Raw genomic sequence first — 14913 nt, 5'->3', positions numbered from 1 at the left:
TACGCGCCGCGGCGGAGGTCTGTTCGACCATGGCGGCGTTCTGCTGCGTGGCCTGGTCCATTGCATTCACTGCGGCACTGATCTCAACGATCGCGGTCGATTGCGCCTGATTGTCGGTCGCGATTCCGGCGAGCAGCGTATGCACTTCGCCAACGTCGGTGGCGATGTTCGACAGGGCATCATCGACCCGTTGCACCCGCTCGACCGCGGTTCCGATCTCGGCCTGAGTCGCGGTGAGTTGGTCGCGGGCGCGGCCGGCCTCTTCCTCGGCCCGCATCGCGAGCGCCGAGACAAGATCCGCCACGACCGCAAAACCGCGCCCGGCATCGCCCGCGCGGCCGGCTTCGATAGCAGCGTTCATTGCCAGCACGCGGGTTTGAAAGGCGATCTTGTCGAGCCCTTCGATCACGCTGTCGATTCCTTTCGCGCTTTCGCTGACGCGCGTCATCGCCTGGACCGCCTCATCGGTGATGCCGCGCCCGCCCGCCACGGTCGTCATGGCGCCGTCCGCCCGAATAACGGTCCGCTCTGCCGCGACGGCGGTGGCTTGCAGACGCTGGTTCATTTGCGTGATCGCAGCGCTGGTCTCCTCAAGGCTCGCGGCCTTGCCTTCGGTTCGCCGGGCGAGGTTCTCGCTGGCTTGCGCGATCTCGTGCGATCCCGTGGTGATCATCGCGGCACTTTCGGTAACAGACGTGATCAGCGCGCGCAGGCCGGCCACGGCCCCGTTGAAATTGTCCTTGAGCGCGGTGAACGGGGTTTGCAGGTCGTCATCCACCGCAGCGGTCAGATCGCCCTCCGCGAGCGCGATCAGCCCCGTCCCGAGACTATCGACGATGAGCCGGGCCTGCGCTTGCTTCGCTTCCTCGGCGGCGTGCAACTGATCCCGAAAGGCGAGCATCGCGCGCGCCATGTCGCCCAGCTCGTCGCCGCGATCGACCCCGCTGACTTCGGCCGCCAGATTGCCGCTGCCCAGTTCGCGCATCGTTCCCGAGAGGACTTCGATCGGCCGCACGACGTGCCGCACCGCGAGCAGGACCAGCGCCATCGTACCGGCGATCCCGAGCGCCATTGCGATCACCAAAACCACCATCGCCACCGTGCCGATGGTTTTGCCATTATCTGATGACTGTAGCGCGTTTGCGCTGATCGCATCCGATGCAACACTCATCGAAATTTCGAGTGTGCGAAACTGCTCGAAGAAATCTCGAAGTCCTTTGCGCGCCGCTTTTGGATCGGTTTCCGCGCGTTCGAAGATCGCCGTTGCCGATCTGGCATAGAGTTGCATCGGGGCGTTGAGCTTCGAGGTCGCTGCCTCGACCTCTGGCGACCCCCGATACGCCTCGTCGGCCCGGATCCCGGTCCGTAGATTTTTCAGATGCTCCTGAAAGTCTCGCAGAATTTCCCCCCGATCGAGCCCACTCGTAACGTCTGCGGCCTGCAACATGCCGAGCACATCACTGCGCACTGCGTCATGCATCATGTCGGCAAGCTGATGATTTGACAGAAGTATCGCCGTTTGTTTCTGGTGGGCGAGCGCTGCCGACTGCACCCACGCCGCACCGATCCCGGTGCCCCCGCACAACATCATCAGCCCCAGCAAAGCCGCCCCCGCGCGACGGATTGTGCGATCGAGCGAAGCACGCGGAAAAACATTTTCTAGTTCGTGGGGCACCATCGGACAGTCTTTCAGCAAAAAAACAGGTTGACTCGTCCTATATTAGGATAAGTTCTCAGGTTGGATGCGCCATGATGAGATTTCCACTTTTTCGGTCGACGCCGTTCGCGGTTTTAATGGTCCTCGCCGGATGGTCTGACCCGATATTGGCGCAGGATGTTCCGCCACCACCCGATACGCCGTCGCGGCCAATCGTTCTCGCGGGCCGATATGTCCTCGATTTGATCGGGGTCGCTTCCGGCGGCGAGCAACGCGGCAGGCGTGTGCTCGGCAATCTGGAGCTTACCGCGGATGCGGATCTGGGGCGGCTGATCGGCTGGCGGGGCGCGCGGGCGCATCTCCACCTGCTCGACAATCACGGTCGTGGCCTGAACGATCTTGCCGGAACCGTGCAGGGAATCGACAATATCGAAGTGTCGGATGGCAGGCTCAAGCTCTACGAAGCCTGGATCGAACAGAGCTTCGCCGGGGGGCGCGCGTCCGTGCTGCTTGGCTTGTCCGACCTCAATGCGGATTTTTACCAAAACGATTCGGCAGGACTGCTGATCGCGCCAGCCTTCGGGATCGGATCGGAACTGTCGGCGACCGGCCCGAATGGCCCGTCAATCTTCCCCTCGACCGCCATGACCGCGCGACTGAACGTGTCGTTGGGCGCGTCCGGCTATTTCCGCCTCGCAGCGGTGAACGCGCGCGCGGGCGTGTTGGGGGATAATGGCGGCGTGGATATGTCGCTGCGTGACGGGGCGTTGCTGATCGCCGAGGCCGGCACGACGCGCGGCGGCAAGCTCGCGCTCGGCGCGTGGCGCTACACGCGGCGCCAGGACGATCTGCGTGCGACGGATGGCGCGGGCAACCCCGTCCGGCGCATTTCGATGGGGGCCTACGCGCTGATCGATCAGCGGCTGTCAGGCGACGACGCAAGCGGCCTCGATCTGTTCGTGCGAGCGGGGATTTCGGACGGCGAGACCACATCCTTCGTCGGCGGCTTTCAGGCCGGGGTGCTTGCCCGCGGCCTGATTCCGGGCCGCCCGGATGGCCAGTTCTCGTTCGGGCTGGCGCACGGAATGCTGTCGCGCGGGTTTCGCGACACGCTGCGTGACGCGGGCGAAATGGCCGACTCCGCCGAAACCGGGATCGAGCTCACCTATCAGGACCGTCTGGCACCGTTTCTGACGGTTCAGCCCGACCTGCAATATATCCGCCGCGCCGTTCCCGGCGATGGGCGTCGCGGAACTCTGGTTATAGGGTTGCGGATCATCGCAAGTTTCGAGCGCCCGTAGGACCGCAAGCGCAGCGTCACGCCGCGAGGTCGGCGCGCTCCTCCGCCAGCGCCAGGGTCAGAACCGCGACCGCACCCCGCCCCGGTCCGTCGCTCTCCAGCTTGAGCCCGCCACCCATCGCGTTCATCGAATTGGCGCACCAATGCAGCCCCAGCCCACCCGATTTGTGGGCGCGCGACGAATAGCCACGCTGGAACAGCGTCGGGGTCTGATCGGCGGCAAAGCCCTCGCCATCGTCGCGGATGGCGATCCGTGCGCTGCTGGCGTCGCGGTCGATCGTCACGGTGATGCTCCCGCTCGCGGTGCCGGTCGCCGCGATCGCATCGGCGGCATTGGAAAACAAATTGCCGATCACCTGGCTCAAAATGATCCGGCTCGCGAGCACGCGGCACGGCTGTGCGGGGAAGCTGAAGGCGATCGACACGCTGCCAGAATAGCGCGCGATCGTGGCATTCTTGGCGATGATCTCGGTCACGTCGCACGGCTCGAGCGCGGGGCGTTCGTGCGCGGCGCTTTGCTGCGCGCCGATGATTTCAAGGACATGGCTCATTGCCTCGCGCCCGATCTGCAGCTCCCGGCGGCGCGCGTCGCGATCGCGCGTTTCCGCATCCAGCGCAGCAATGACGAAGGCGAGGAGTTTCGCGCGACGCGGCGCGGGCAGATCTGCCTGCGCGAGTTCGGCCATCGCCCGATCGAGCACCGCGCGATCAACCGGTGGAGTCTGCGCGATGCCCTGCGACAGGATCGTGCTGATCGGGTTGAGCGCATTGCGGACATTGTGCATCACCGCGACCGCGCTTTCGCTCTTGCCAAGCGCAAAGCTCTGCACCTCCAAGCGTTCGCGCAGATCCTTCAATTGCTGCAGCATGGCGTTGAAACTATTGCCAAGCGAGCCGATCTCATCCTTGCGCGGCTCGTCGGGCAACAGGCCGAGCGACCCCGAGCTGCGCACGACTTGCATATGGCTTTCGACGCGGGCGAGCGGACGCAGCACCAGCGTCGTGATCATCCGCCGCAGCATCGCCAGCACGACCAGCAGCAGCAAGCTTGATCCCGCCACCGCGAGCCACAGCATACGTTGGCCAAGCACCGAGACGTCGCGTGGCACGGTAAAGACGGCGCTCGCCACGGCATGGCCATCGCTGCCGCGGATCGGCATCGCAATCCGCATCGTCGCGCGCGCCGATGTGATCAGATTGGCCTCCGGGGCATTGTGCAGATCGATCGTCGCGGGCAGTTGCAGGACGTCCGACAGCGCCTTCGACGTAATGGGCCGTGCCATCAGCACATAACCGCGCGGCGTGCCGGTCCCATCGCTGCGGCGGACCTTCGCGACGCCAATCGCGGCGAGGTCTCCTCCAAGCCGCAGATAATAACTGCCCGAACTCCTCGCGCCCAGGAAACGCCGGAAACCACTTTCCTCGAGCGCTGCAGAAAAGGCGGCGCGTTGATCGGGCCGGTCAACATTGCGCGCCGCATCGCGCCAGCGCGCTATGATAATGCGCCCGTCATTGCCGACATAGGCCATGCCATCGACATTGAGGTTGGCCATAGCGAGCGGCGAGAAGCTCTCCTGCTCGAACTCGCGCGTCGGGTACGCCATATAGTCGTAGCTGGAGGTCCAGTCGCCATAATCGCGCACCGCGCCTTCGACCTTGGCGGCGAAATCACCGAGCGCCGCACGCGTGCGTTCGACATGCGCGTCGATCGATTTCACTTCGAGCTGGTTGAAGCTCGGAATGATCAGGGCGGCGAGCAAGGCGGTCAGCGCGATCGACCCGACAAGGCCGACTGCGGTCAGGATCAGCACGAGCTTTGCCCCCAGCGAGCTGGGGTTTCGCAACCGCCCGATCCTGCTCCCGACCGCGCTTTGCACGGAACGGAGCGGCCCCATCAGCCGTGCGTCCCGCAACCCGCTTCGGCCTCTTCGGCGGCATCGTAGCGTGCCGAGGGATCGACGATGAAGCGGGCTTCGGCGATAAGGCGAGCGACATCCCGCGCGATCGGGCGCGACAGGAGATAGCCCTGCATGTGGCTGCAGCCGGCAACGCGCAGCGCTTGCAACTGCGCCTCGGTTTCAACGCCCTCGGCCACCACGCCCAAGCCCAGCGCACGACCGAGATGGATGATCGAATGGACGATCGCCGCCGATTCGCGTTCGCGGCCCATGCCGTCGATGAAGCTGCGATCGATCTTCAGGCAATCGAGCGCGAATTTGCGGATATTGTAGAGCGAGGAATAGCCGGTGCCGAAATCATCAAGTGCGATACGGAAGCCCATCTGACGCAATTTGTAGAGCGTATCCGCCGCCCGATCGGCATCGTCGAAAATTGCGGTTTCGGTGATCTCGATCTGCACCCGATGCGGCGCGACACCCGCTCGCTGCACGCGCTCGACCAGGCGGCCGACGAAATTGTGGCGGCGGAATTGGCGGGGGGAGAAATTGACCGAGACATATTGCCCCGGCCACTCCGCCAGGACCTTGAGCGATTCGGCGAGGACCCAGTCGCCGAGTTCGTGAATCAAGTTCGATTCCTCGGCAATCGGGATGAACACGGCGGGGCTGATCGGCCCGTGATCCTCGGTATTCCAGCGCAGCAGCGCCTCGAACCCGACGACTTCCAGTTCCTCGCGCGCAACGATCGGCTGATACACCAGGCTAAGCTCACCCTTGGCGATCGCTTGGCTGAGCCCACCTTCGATTGCGCGGCGTAGGCGGATATTCTCGTCCATGCCCTCGTCGAACACGCGGACGATCCCGCGCCCATCGCGCTTGGCGTCATTGAGCGCCAGATCCGCGCGGCGCATCAGATCGGTCGGATCGCGGCTCTGGCCCGGTTCGGTGACGATCAAGCCAATCGACGCACCACCCTCGACCGAATTGCCAAGCACTTTAAACGTGCCCGAGCAAGCCTTTAAAATGCGCGCGCATTCCATTTCGGCGGCCTCGGCGCCGGGCGTGTCGAACAGCAAACCAAACTCGTCGCCGCCAAGCCGTGCGACGACGCCACCTTCGGGGATTTGCGCCTGCAGTATCCTGCAGATCGTCCGGATCAGTTCGTCGCCGGCAAGGTGACCGAGCGTATCGTTAACCAATTTGAAGCGGTCGAGATCGACCATCGCGACCGCAAATTGCGACGGACTGCGCGCGCGGTCGGTAAGCGCACGACGGAACGCCAGCCGGTTGGGTGCTTCGGTCAGCGAATCATGGTTCGCCATATGAATCGCGCGGCTTTCGTTTGCGGCAAGTTCGTGGCCCTGCTCCTGCAATTGCACGACTTGCGCGGCGAGCACCTCCCGCGCCTCCGCCAATGCGCGATCACCCTGCCAGCGGTGCGTCAGGGCCGTCGCCATTTGCGTGACTTCGGCGACTTCGAACGGCTTGGCGATGTAAAAAATCTTGTCGGCCGGGCCCGCCGCCTTCGAAATGTCGATCGGCGAGAAATCCGAAAAGCCCGTGACGATGACGAGATGGATATCGGGATCGAGTGCGCGGATGCGAACCGCGGTTTCCTTGCCGTCGATGCCGGGGGGCATACGTACGTCGATGAACGCGACCGCATAGGGATCGCCCGCACGAATCGCCGCTTCGACTGCCGCGACGCCGTCCTGCCCTTGCATGGCGTGGGTCAGCGCGAAGGCAGGCGCATCGTCGGTTGCTGCCGACTCATCATCGCCGAACAGCTCGGCCGCCATAGCGTCCAGCGCGCCCGTGTCGGCAGATACGGGCGCGAAGCTGCGCCGATAGCTGTCGTGCATGGCCGGTTCGTCGTCGACGATCAGTATTCGCATATCGGCACCGCCCGTAAAATCACCGGGCGCTTCGGCCCGTTGCAATGGGGTAAGCGGATGCGGTTAAAGCCGCGTAAACGACGTATCCCGGCAGAGCGCGCGCCGGCCCAGTTCGACCGCGCCGAGCGGCCCTGCCATTCCGCCCAGTGCTGCGGGTACGACATAGTCCGTGATCGGCAGCAATCCGCTCGCCGAAACATAGCCGCCGAGGCTGGCCGTCAGCTTCTCGCGGATCGCGGGAAAGAGGTGCGGCGTGCCGACCATCACCCCGCCGCCCATCACGATCCGGCGCGGAATTCCCGTCAGGACGAGCATGTGGCAAAGCTGCGCCAGCGTATGTGCAACGCCGTCCCACGCGGGATGATCGAAGGGCAGATCCTGTGCCGGGATACCGGCGCGCGCGCGGATCGCGGTGCCGGAGACGAGCCCCTCGACACACGCGCCGTGAAACAGGCAAGATCCCGGCCAAGCATCACCCGGCAAGCGGACGGGCCGGATGTGGCCAAGCTCGGCGTGGGTCAGCCCGGCGACCGGCGCATCGCCCAGCACCAGCCCCACCCCCACGCCAGTGCCGACCGTAACATAGGCATGATCGGCCACGTCGCGCGCCGCACCCCAGCGCCCCTCGCCCAGCGCCGCGCCGTTGACGTCGCTGTCGAAGCCGAACGGCACGCCCGCGACATGCGCCAGCCGCAGGCCGACATCGGTGTTCGACCAAGCGGGCTTGGTCGTCGCGGTGATGAAACCATAATTGGGCGCGGTCCGATCGAGCGAGACCGGGCCGAAACTGGCGACGCCGAGCGCGTCATAGCCTGACCAGCGCCGCAGCACTTGCTCCACAGCGCCCAATGTCTCGTCAGGCGTCGTCGTCGGGATGCTCACGCGATCGCGCACATCGTCCGGGCCGCAGGCGAGGACGCAGATCACCTTCGTCCCGCCCAGCTCGACACCAGCGACGAGCGGATCGCTCATTCCACCGTCACCGACTTTGCCAGATTACGCGGCTGATCGACGTCGGTACCCTTGATCACCGCGACATGGTAGGCCAGCAACTGCACCGGCACAGCATAGACGAGCGGCGCGATTAGCGGGTGGACCTTGGGCATGGTAATCGTGGCGAGGCAATTCTCGCCCGCCGCCTGCACCCCATCATAATCCGAGATCAGCACCACCTTGCCGCCGCGCGCCTGCACTTCCTGCATATTGCTGACAGTCTTGTCGAACAGCGGGCCTGAAGGCGCGATGACGATGACGGGGACGTTTTCGTCGATCAGCGCGATCGGCCCGTGCTTCATCTCGCCTGCGGCATAGCCTTCGGCATGGATGTAACTGATTTCCTTGAGCTTGAGCGCGCCTTCCAGCGCGAGCGGATAATCGGTCCCGCGCCCGAGATACAGCACGTCGCGCGCACTCGCGATAAGGTGCGCCATCGCCTGGATCGTCTCGTCATAGGCCAGCGCACCATTGAGCGCGGCCGGGGCTTCGGCGAGGTGATGGACGATCGCCTTTTCCTCCGCCGCCGTCATCCGGCCCTTGGCCTTGGCAAGGTTGGCAGCGAGCGCGGCCAGCACCGCGAGCTGGCAGGTGAACGCCTTGGTCGAGGCAACGCCGATCTCAGGGCCAGCATGCGTCGGCAGCAGCAAATCCGCCTCGCGCGCCATCGAACTGGTCGGCACGTTGACGACGGCGGCGATCGTTTGGCCCTCAGCCTTGGCGTGGCGCAACGCCGCGAGCGTATCGGCGGTTTCCCCCGACTGGCTAATGACGATCATCAGCCCGCCCGGCTCCATCACCGGCGCGCGGTAGCGGAATTCGGACGCGACATCCAAATCGACCGGCACGCGCGCGAATTGCTCGAACCAATATTTGGCGACCATCCCGGCATAGAAGCTCGTCCCGCAGGCGACGATCGTCACGCGCTTGATGCTCGACAGGTCAAATTCCGGAATCGGCAGCGTGACCTTTTCCTCCATCCGCTGAAGGTACGACCGCAACGTCTGCGCGACGACGATCGGTTGTTCGTAGATTTCCTTGAGCATGAAGTGGCGGAAGTTGCCCTTGTCGATCAGCGCGCCGGTGACCCCCGAAATGGTGATCGGGCGCTCGACGGGCGTGTTATCCTTGTCGAAGATCTTCGCGCCATCGGCGGTGATGACGACCCAATCGCCCTCCTCGAGATACGAGATGCGCTGCGTCAGCGGAGCAAGCGCGAGCGCGTCGGAGCCGAGATACGTCTCGCCATCGCCATAACCGACCACGAGCGGCGACCCGAGCCGCGCGCCGATCAGCAATTCGGGGTGCTGGCGAAACAGAATCGCCAGTGCGAAGGCCCCGTGCAGACGCGGCAGCACCTCTGCCACGGCATCGGCCGGACTCATCCCGCCCTCGACCTTTTCGCTGATGAGATGCGCGACGACTTCGGTGTCGGTTTCGCTGGTGAAAACCCGGCCGCGCGCGATCAATTCTTCGCGCAGCGGCTTGAAATTCTCGATGATGCCATTGTGAACGAGCGCCACTTCGCCGGTGGCGTGTGGATGCGCATTGTTGGTGGTGGGCCCGCCATGCGTTGCCCAGCGTGTGTGCGCGATGCCGACATCGCCGGGCAACGGCGAGGCCGCGAGTTCCTTCGCGAGATTGATAAGCTTGCCCGACGCGCGGCGCCGGTCGATCTCGCCGCCGTGGACGGTGGCGATCCCGGCCGAATCATAGCCGCGATATTCGAGCCGACGAAGCCCGTCGAGCAACCGATCCGCGACGGGTTCCTTGCCGATGATGCCTACGATACCGCACATGGGAGTGGCTTTCGTTAAAGTGTATAAGGAACGCGGATGCCCGGCATGTTCGCAGGGAAATCCTTGGTGTTACGGGTTACGAGGATCGCGCCGTTGACCTGTGCCGTCGCCAGGATGAACGCGTCCAGCAGTTTCATGCGCGTGCGGTGCCGGATGTCGGCGGCCGCGTTGGCGATGCGGGCATCGATCTCGACCACTTCGAAGGCCGCGATCAGATCGCGGATCACATCACGGTGCTCAAACGGTTCTCCCGCAAGCACCTCGGTCCAGACCACGCGACTGATACGGTGCCTACGATAGCGGGAAATCTCCGCTTTGGCTGGCGGCTTACGCATCAACCAGTCAATCACGATGTTGGTATCGAAAAACGGGTCCGACACGGATCACAAGTCTTCGTAAGGTGTAAGATCCTCACGGATCGCGCGCTGATACGCGACCGCGTCGCCGATATCCGTACGATCCGCCCAATAGCCATAGCCGCGCTCGATCCAGTCCGTGTCGGAATTGCGAAGAAGGTATAGCTTTACCGCATCCCGGATCGCTGCCGCACGCGACCTCTTGGATTTCGCCGCGAGTGCGTCGAGTTTGAGGATGTCGTCGTCGGGAATATCGACTAAAGTTCGCATGATATACCGATATCATATCGCGATATCATGTCAAGATTTCTTGGTGACGGCTTTCTTCGCCGTCATCGCGTCCCGGAAGCGCTTTGCCCAGCCCATCCGCCCTTCCTGCTTGCCGCGCCCGAGCGCCAGCGCATCCGCCGCGACATCGGCGGTAATGACCGATCCCGCCCCAACGATCGCGCCTGCGCCGATCGTTACCGGCGCGACGAGCGCCGAGTTCGAGCCGATGAATGCGCCATCGCCGATCACCGTTTTATATTTGAAATAGCCATCGTAATTGCACGTGATCGTGCCGGCACCGATGTTCGCGCCCGCGCCCACCTCGGCATCGCCGAGATAGGTCAAATGGCTCGCCTTGGCACCAGCCCCGAGCGTCGCCTTCTTCATCTCGACGAAATTGCCGACCTTCGACGCCTCCCCCAGCACCGCGCCGGGGCGCAGCCGTGCGAACGGGCCAACTTCGGCCTTCGCGCCGATCGCAGCACCTTCGATATGGCTGAAGCCGTGGATCGTCGCCCCGTCGCCGACCGTCACGCCGGGTCCGAAGAAGACGTTGGGTTCGATCACGACATCACGGCCGATGATCGTATCATGCGCGAACCACACCGTTTCCGGCGCAATCAGCGTGACGCCGTCCGCCATCGCCTGCGCGCGGCGCGTGGCTTGCCATGATGCTTCGACGGCGGCGAGTTCCCCGCGACTGTTGACCCCGGCGACCTCCGCCGCGGCGGTCTCGATCACCGCCGAGCGACGCCCGTCCGCCGCAGCGAGCATCACGATGTCGGGCAGATAATATTCGCCCGCCGCATTGTCGTTGCCGACGCGCGCGAGCAGCGCGAACAGATCGGCGCTGCGCACCGCCATCAGCCCGGAATTGCACAAATCGACCGCGCGTTCGGCGTCGCTTGCGTCTTTATACTCGACCATTTTGGCGATGATGCCGTCTGACGCGATGATCCGGCCATAGGCGGCGGCATCGGCGGGGCGGAAGCCGAGCACGACGATCGCCGGCGCGTCGGCTGCATTGAGCCGGTCGATCATCGCCTGCATCGTGGCGGTCGTGACCAACGGGACGTCGCCGTACAGGACCAGCACATCGCCCTCGAACCCCGCGAGCGCGGCTTCGGCCTGCGCCACCGCATGGCCAGTGCCGAGCTGTTCGGCCTGCAGCGCCGTCGCGATCCCGAGCGGCGAGACCGCCGCCTCGACTTGCTCGCGCCCCGCGCCGGTAACGACGACGGTCCGTTCGGGCTGCAACGCCCCGACCGCCGCGACGAGATGCAGCAGCATCGGCCGCCCCGCGATCGGGTGGAGCACCTTGTGCAGATCGGACTTCATGCGGGTGCCCTTGCCCGCGGCGAGGATGATGGCGGCGAGAGGTCGGCTCATGCGCACTGCCCTGCCACGACAGCCTTGCCAATTCCATAGCAACCCTGCCACGCACGCTCGCATGACGAAGAATTCATTCGAAATCGTGGGATTTGATCTCGACGGCACGCTGGTCGACAGCAGCGGCGATTTGACGGCGGCGGTCAACGATACGCTAGCCTTTGCCGGGCGCCCGCTGCTGAGCATCGCGCAGGTCAAGACAATGGTCGGCGGCGGCGCGAAGCATATGCTGGCGCAAGGGCTGGACGCCACCGGCGGCTGTACCCCGGACGAATTCCGCCCGCTCTACAAGCGGATGCTCGCCTATTACGCAGCGCATCTGTCGGTGCATACTCGCCCGTTTCCCGGTGTGCTCGCGGCGCTCGATCAGCTCGACGCACTCGGCATCAAGAGCGCGGTCGTCACCAACAAGTTCGAAAGCCTCGCGCGCAGCTTGCTCGCCGATCTCGGGCTGACCGAGCGTTTCGCCTGCATCATCGGCGGCGACACGATGGGGCCTGGCCTGTCCAAGCCCAACCGCGCACCGATCGACGCGATGATCCGGCGCAGCGGCGGCGAGATCGGCGCGACTCGCGCGGCCTTCGTCGGCGATTCGATCTATGACATCATGGCGGCGAAGAATGCCGAGATCCCCGGTATCGCGGTCAGCTTCGGCTTTCTGCTTGAGCCGGTCGAAGAAATGGGCGCGGATGCCGTGATCGACTCGTTTGCCGAGTTGCTGCCGACGCTCGAGCGCCTCTCAGCCTGACGCAGGACCAGCGCCGCCCTTCCGCCATTTCGTCCACAAATGCCGCGCCAGCATCGTCGGCGGCATCCGCAACCAGTGGGAGCGGATGTAGAACGCGTGTCGCGTAAACGGGCGCGTCGCCCTGCCCCATCCATCACGCGCGGTGATGCGGCGGAGATAGGCGTGGTCGGCCAGTTCGAGTTTCGCGCCTTCGCCGTAGAGCGCGGTCGCCAGCCGCAGCGCGCGCGCGACGTCGCGCGAAAGGCCGTGATGCGCCGCCCGCGCGGCCACGCCGTCGGTGCCGAACTGATCGACCAGACACTGCACATCCCACAGATTGCGCATCCCGCCCGCCAGATCGCCATCCGCGAACAGATGCGCGGCTGCGTGGACGATCATGTCCGCAAGCGACAAGGTCCAAAGCCCCGGTACGACCTCGATCGCATCGGCCAGCAATGCCGCCGCATCGGGGGTGATCCGCGTGGTGAGCGGCAGGATCGTATGGTGGACGTCGATCATCCGATCGCGCTCGCGGTGGATCAGCGGGGGGAGTTCGTGCATCCACTGTCGGTAGTAGGCGTCGTCATAAGTGTCGGGCTTGACCCATTCCCACCCGGCACCGATAAGCGCCGCCTCGACCGCGTCGAGCGTGTCGTGCGGTACGAGGATATCGAGGTCGCCGATCGAGCGCCCCTGCCCCGCTTGCAAATCCGCCGCGACGAACGCCGTCCCCTTGAGCAACACGACGCGCACGCCGAGCGGCGCAAGCGCCCGCCGCGCCGCCTCCGCTTCCCACAAGGCGACGATGCGGCCTTGCTCCGCCGAGGCGCGGGCATCAGCGAGGATAGGCGCGACCCCTGAAGGCATCGCGATGCCATCGAGCCGCCACGCCAGCGTGCCGATCATTTGTTCCGCGCGCGCGATCGCCAGCAGCGCGGTCCAGCCTTCCGCATCGAGTGCCCGCACACTCTCGGGCAGCCGCAGCGACCGGGCGAGGAGCCAGCCATCTGGCGTGCCGCCGCCTAACGACCCAGCCATGCCGCCTCCACTTGCGCGACGGCGCTGGCGGTATCGGGATAGTCGATCGCACGCGCGGGCACGTTTCTGACAAGCGCGGTGAGCGCATCAAAGCCGCGCTCGCCGATCGCGACATAATTGGTCGAGGCTTGCGTCAGCCGCACGAACACTTCGCTCGGCGAGACGTCACGCGCCGCCGCCTCGAACCCGAAGCTCGGGAACAGGATCAATGCGGGCCGCGCGGGCGCGTCCATCGCCGCCACTGCGGCTACATCGGGCACAACGTGGCGGATCGTGCCCTTGGGCGTGCCCTCCAGCAGCGGGCCGAACCGATCGGCGGAAAGTTCGGCTGCGACCGTCGCGATGCTCGCATTCTTGAGGCTGATCAGCCGGGGAAAGGCGTGGATCAACCCCGTTTCGGGATCGAGCAGCGCGAACTCGTCCCCCATCAACCGCCACCCGCGCAGGCTGAGCAACGTGGCGAGCGTCGATTTCCCCGCGCCCGAAACGCCGGTCAGCACCAACGCTTGCCCGTCGCGCTCGACCACCGCCGCATGCAAGAGCAGATACCGCCGCTGCCCGAGCGCCATTTGCAGGTTCATCCCCATTTCCGCCGCGAGCAACCCTTGCGCGAGCGGCAGCGGTGCCGCCTCGGGCAAGACGTAATCGCCGCCGATCATCACCGCCGGCCGCACGAAGCGGCGCCACGGCCGCGCCGCGAACAGGCGCACCGTAAAATCCGGCACGCCGTCGTGCGGCTTGGGATAGCTGGCATAGAGGGTTTCGAGCTGCGCGATCGGCGCGCGCCAGTCCGACCCGATGCGGAAGCCGACGGGGCCGATCCGCACGGCGAAACTGTGCCTCACGCGGTCGACACCAGACCGGTCGCGACCAATTCGTCGAGACGGGCGAGCAACGCCGCTTCATCAGCATCGCCCAGATCATAATCGTGCGCCAGGCGCGCGAGCAGCGCCGATCGCGTCAGCCCCGCTTCACCCAGCGTCGCCAAAATCTCGGGCGCGGGCGCAGTGACAAGGTGGGTGATGCCCGACGCCCGGTGGTATATTACGGCAAAACTGTCGAGATGGACGATCTTCAGCGTCTCGGGCCGTGCCATGCGGTACACGGTTCCACCGCCCGCATCCTGCACCGGATCAGCCGCGCGGCATTTGCAACGACGCGAAGCAGGTAAAGCCGCTCGTTCCCGATTGCAGACGCCGGATGTAATTGGTGTACGCGCGGTTCTGGTCATAGCTCGTCCCCGGCAATTGCCCACCGGCGAGCGCCGTCTTGACCTCTTCGCCCTTGAACGGTCGCGCAGGTGGCGCGAACGCGCCTTGCGTGCCGCGTGGAACGGTTGTCCCGTCGGCAGCGATGAAGCTGCCCGCGCGGCCCGGATCGGGAACGGGAATCTCGCAGGTCGAAATCGATGCGGTGGTCGCCGCCAGCGCCGGACGGATCGATACCACAGCCGCCGCCCCGACCGCGCCGAGCATCAGCGCGCGGCGACGGGTGGCGTACAGGGCCTCGGTCGGATCGTAGTTCATCATTTTAAGTCCTTTCACATTCGCAAATCGCTGGCAAGCAAGGCTATCGGGGTTAAGCATCTTTA

14 protein-coding genes are annotated in these 14913 nt (G+C 65.0%); 2 read left to right on the top strand and 12 right to left on the bottom strand.

Features of this window, described 5'->3' with window-relative positions; translation table 11 throughout:
• On the bottom strand, window positions 1-1591 hold a 1591-nt coding region (locus ABWP09_RS02110), incomplete at its 3' end, for a methyl-accepting chemotaxis protein (RefSeq protein WP_353203513.1).
• Between the two features lie 308 nt (window positions 1592-1899).
• Here ABWP09_RS02110 and ABWP09_RS02105 point away from each other — a divergent pair.
• Window positions 1900-2958: a carbohydrate porin gene (locus ABWP09_RS02105; RefSeq protein WP_353203512.1), complete on the top strand. Its 1059-nt coding sequence runs from the start codon at window positions 1900-1902 to the stop codon at window positions 2956-2958.
• 16 nt (window positions 2959-2974) lie between these two features.
• On the opposite strand, the gene ABWP09_RS02100 is transcribed toward ABWP09_RS02105, so the two are convergent.
• The 7 genes from ABWP09_RS02100 to glmU form a co-directional block, all read right to left on the bottom strand.
• Window positions 2975-4801: a CHASE4 domain-containing protein gene (locus ABWP09_RS02100; RefSeq protein WP_353203511.1), complete on the bottom strand. Its 1827-nt coding sequence runs from the start codon at window positions 4799-4801 to the stop codon at window positions 2975-2977.
• A 50-nt stretch (window positions 4802-4851) separates the two neighbouring features.
• Window positions 4852-6750, bottom strand: coding sequence for a putative bifunctional diguanylate cyclase/phosphodiesterase (locus ABWP09_RS02095; protein ID WP_353203510.1), 1899 nt, complete (start codon window positions 6748-6750; stop codon window positions 4852-4854).
• Window positions 6751-6813: 63 nt separating this feature from the next.
• Window positions 6814-7722, bottom strand: a complete 909-nt coding sequence (locus ABWP09_RS02090) for an ROK family protein (RefSeq protein WP_353203509.1) — start codon at window positions 7720-7722, stop codon at window positions 6814-6816.
• On the bottom strand, window positions 7719-9542 hold the full coding sequence (glmS, locus tag ABWP09_RS02085) for a glutamine--fructose-6-phosphate transaminase (isomerizing) (RefSeq protein WP_353203508.1): 1824 nt from the start codon (window positions 9540-9542) through the stop codon (window positions 7719-7721). The genes ABWP09_RS02090 and glmS overlap by 4 nt, the downstream gene beginning before the upstream one ends.
• Window positions 9543-9556: 14 nt before the next feature.
• A complete protein-coding gene (locus ABWP09_RS02080; protein ID WP_353203507.1) occupies window positions 9557-9922 on the bottom strand; it encodes a type II toxin-antitoxin system VapC family toxin in 366 nt (121 codons plus the stop codon).
• Between the two features lie 3 nt (window positions 9923-9925).
• The gene (locus ABWP09_RS02075) at window positions 9926-10168 is read right to left on the bottom strand and encodes a ribbon-helix-helix domain-containing protein (RefSeq protein WP_353203506.1); all 243 of its coding nucleotides are present in this window, start codon (window positions 10166-10168) and stop codon (window positions 9926-9928) included.
• Between the two features lie 30 nt (window positions 10169-10198).
• A complete protein-coding gene (gene glmU, locus ABWP09_RS02070) occupies window positions 10199-11557 on the bottom strand; it encodes a bifunctional UDP-N-acetylglucosamine diphosphorylase/glucosamine-1-phosphate N-acetyltransferase GlmU (protein ID WP_353203505.1) in 1359 nt (452 codons plus the stop codon).
• A gap of 61 nt (window positions 11558-11618) precedes the next feature.
• On the opposite strand from glmU, the gene ABWP09_RS02065 reads away from it, so the two are divergent.
• Window positions 11619-12305, top strand: coding sequence for an HAD hydrolase-like protein (locus tag ABWP09_RS02065; RefSeq protein WP_353203504.1), 687 nt, complete (start codon window positions 11619-11621; stop codon window positions 12303-12305).
• On the opposite strand, the gene ABWP09_RS02060 is transcribed toward ABWP09_RS02065, so the two are convergent.
• From ABWP09_RS02060 to ABWP09_RS02045, 4 genes are read right to left on the bottom strand one after another with little or no spacing between them, the layout of a single operon-like run.
• On the bottom strand, window positions 12297-13322 hold the full coding sequence (locus tag ABWP09_RS02060) for a nucleotidyltransferase domain-containing protein (RefSeq protein WP_353203503.1): 1026 nt from the start codon (window positions 13320-13322) through the stop codon (window positions 12297-12299). The genes ABWP09_RS02065 and ABWP09_RS02060 overlap by 9 nt on opposite strands.
• Window positions 13307-14167: an HprK-related kinase A gene (locus ABWP09_RS02055; RefSeq protein ID WP_353203502.1), complete on the bottom strand. Its 861-nt coding sequence runs from the start codon at window positions 14165-14167 to the stop codon at window positions 13307-13309. The genes ABWP09_RS02060 and ABWP09_RS02055 overlap by 16 nt, the downstream gene beginning before the upstream one ends.
• Window positions 14164-14418 carry an HPr-rel-A system PqqD family peptide chaperone gene (locus tag ABWP09_RS02050; RefSeq protein ID WP_353203501.1) on the bottom strand — a complete coding sequence of 85 codons (255 nt, stop codon included), beginning with the start codon at window positions 14416-14418 and terminating at the stop codon, window positions 14164-14166. Before ABWP09_RS02050 ends, ABWP09_RS02055 begins: the two co-directional genes overlap by 4 nt.
• A gap of 37 nt (window positions 14419-14455) precedes the next feature.
• Window positions 14456-14848 (bottom strand): hypothetical protein, encoded by a 393-nt coding sequence (locus ABWP09_RS02045; RefSeq protein ID WP_353203500.1) that lies wholly within the window; start codon window positions 14846-14848, stop codon window positions 14456-14458.
• Between the last annotated feature and the right edge of the window lie 65 nt (window positions 14849-14913).

This window comes from Sphingomonas sp., from assembly GCF_040398505.1.
GTDB lineage: Bacteria > Pseudomonadota > Alphaproteobacteria > Sphingomonadales > Sphingomonadaceae > Sphingomonas.
This window is presented reverse-complemented; position numbering and strand designations above follow the sequence as displayed.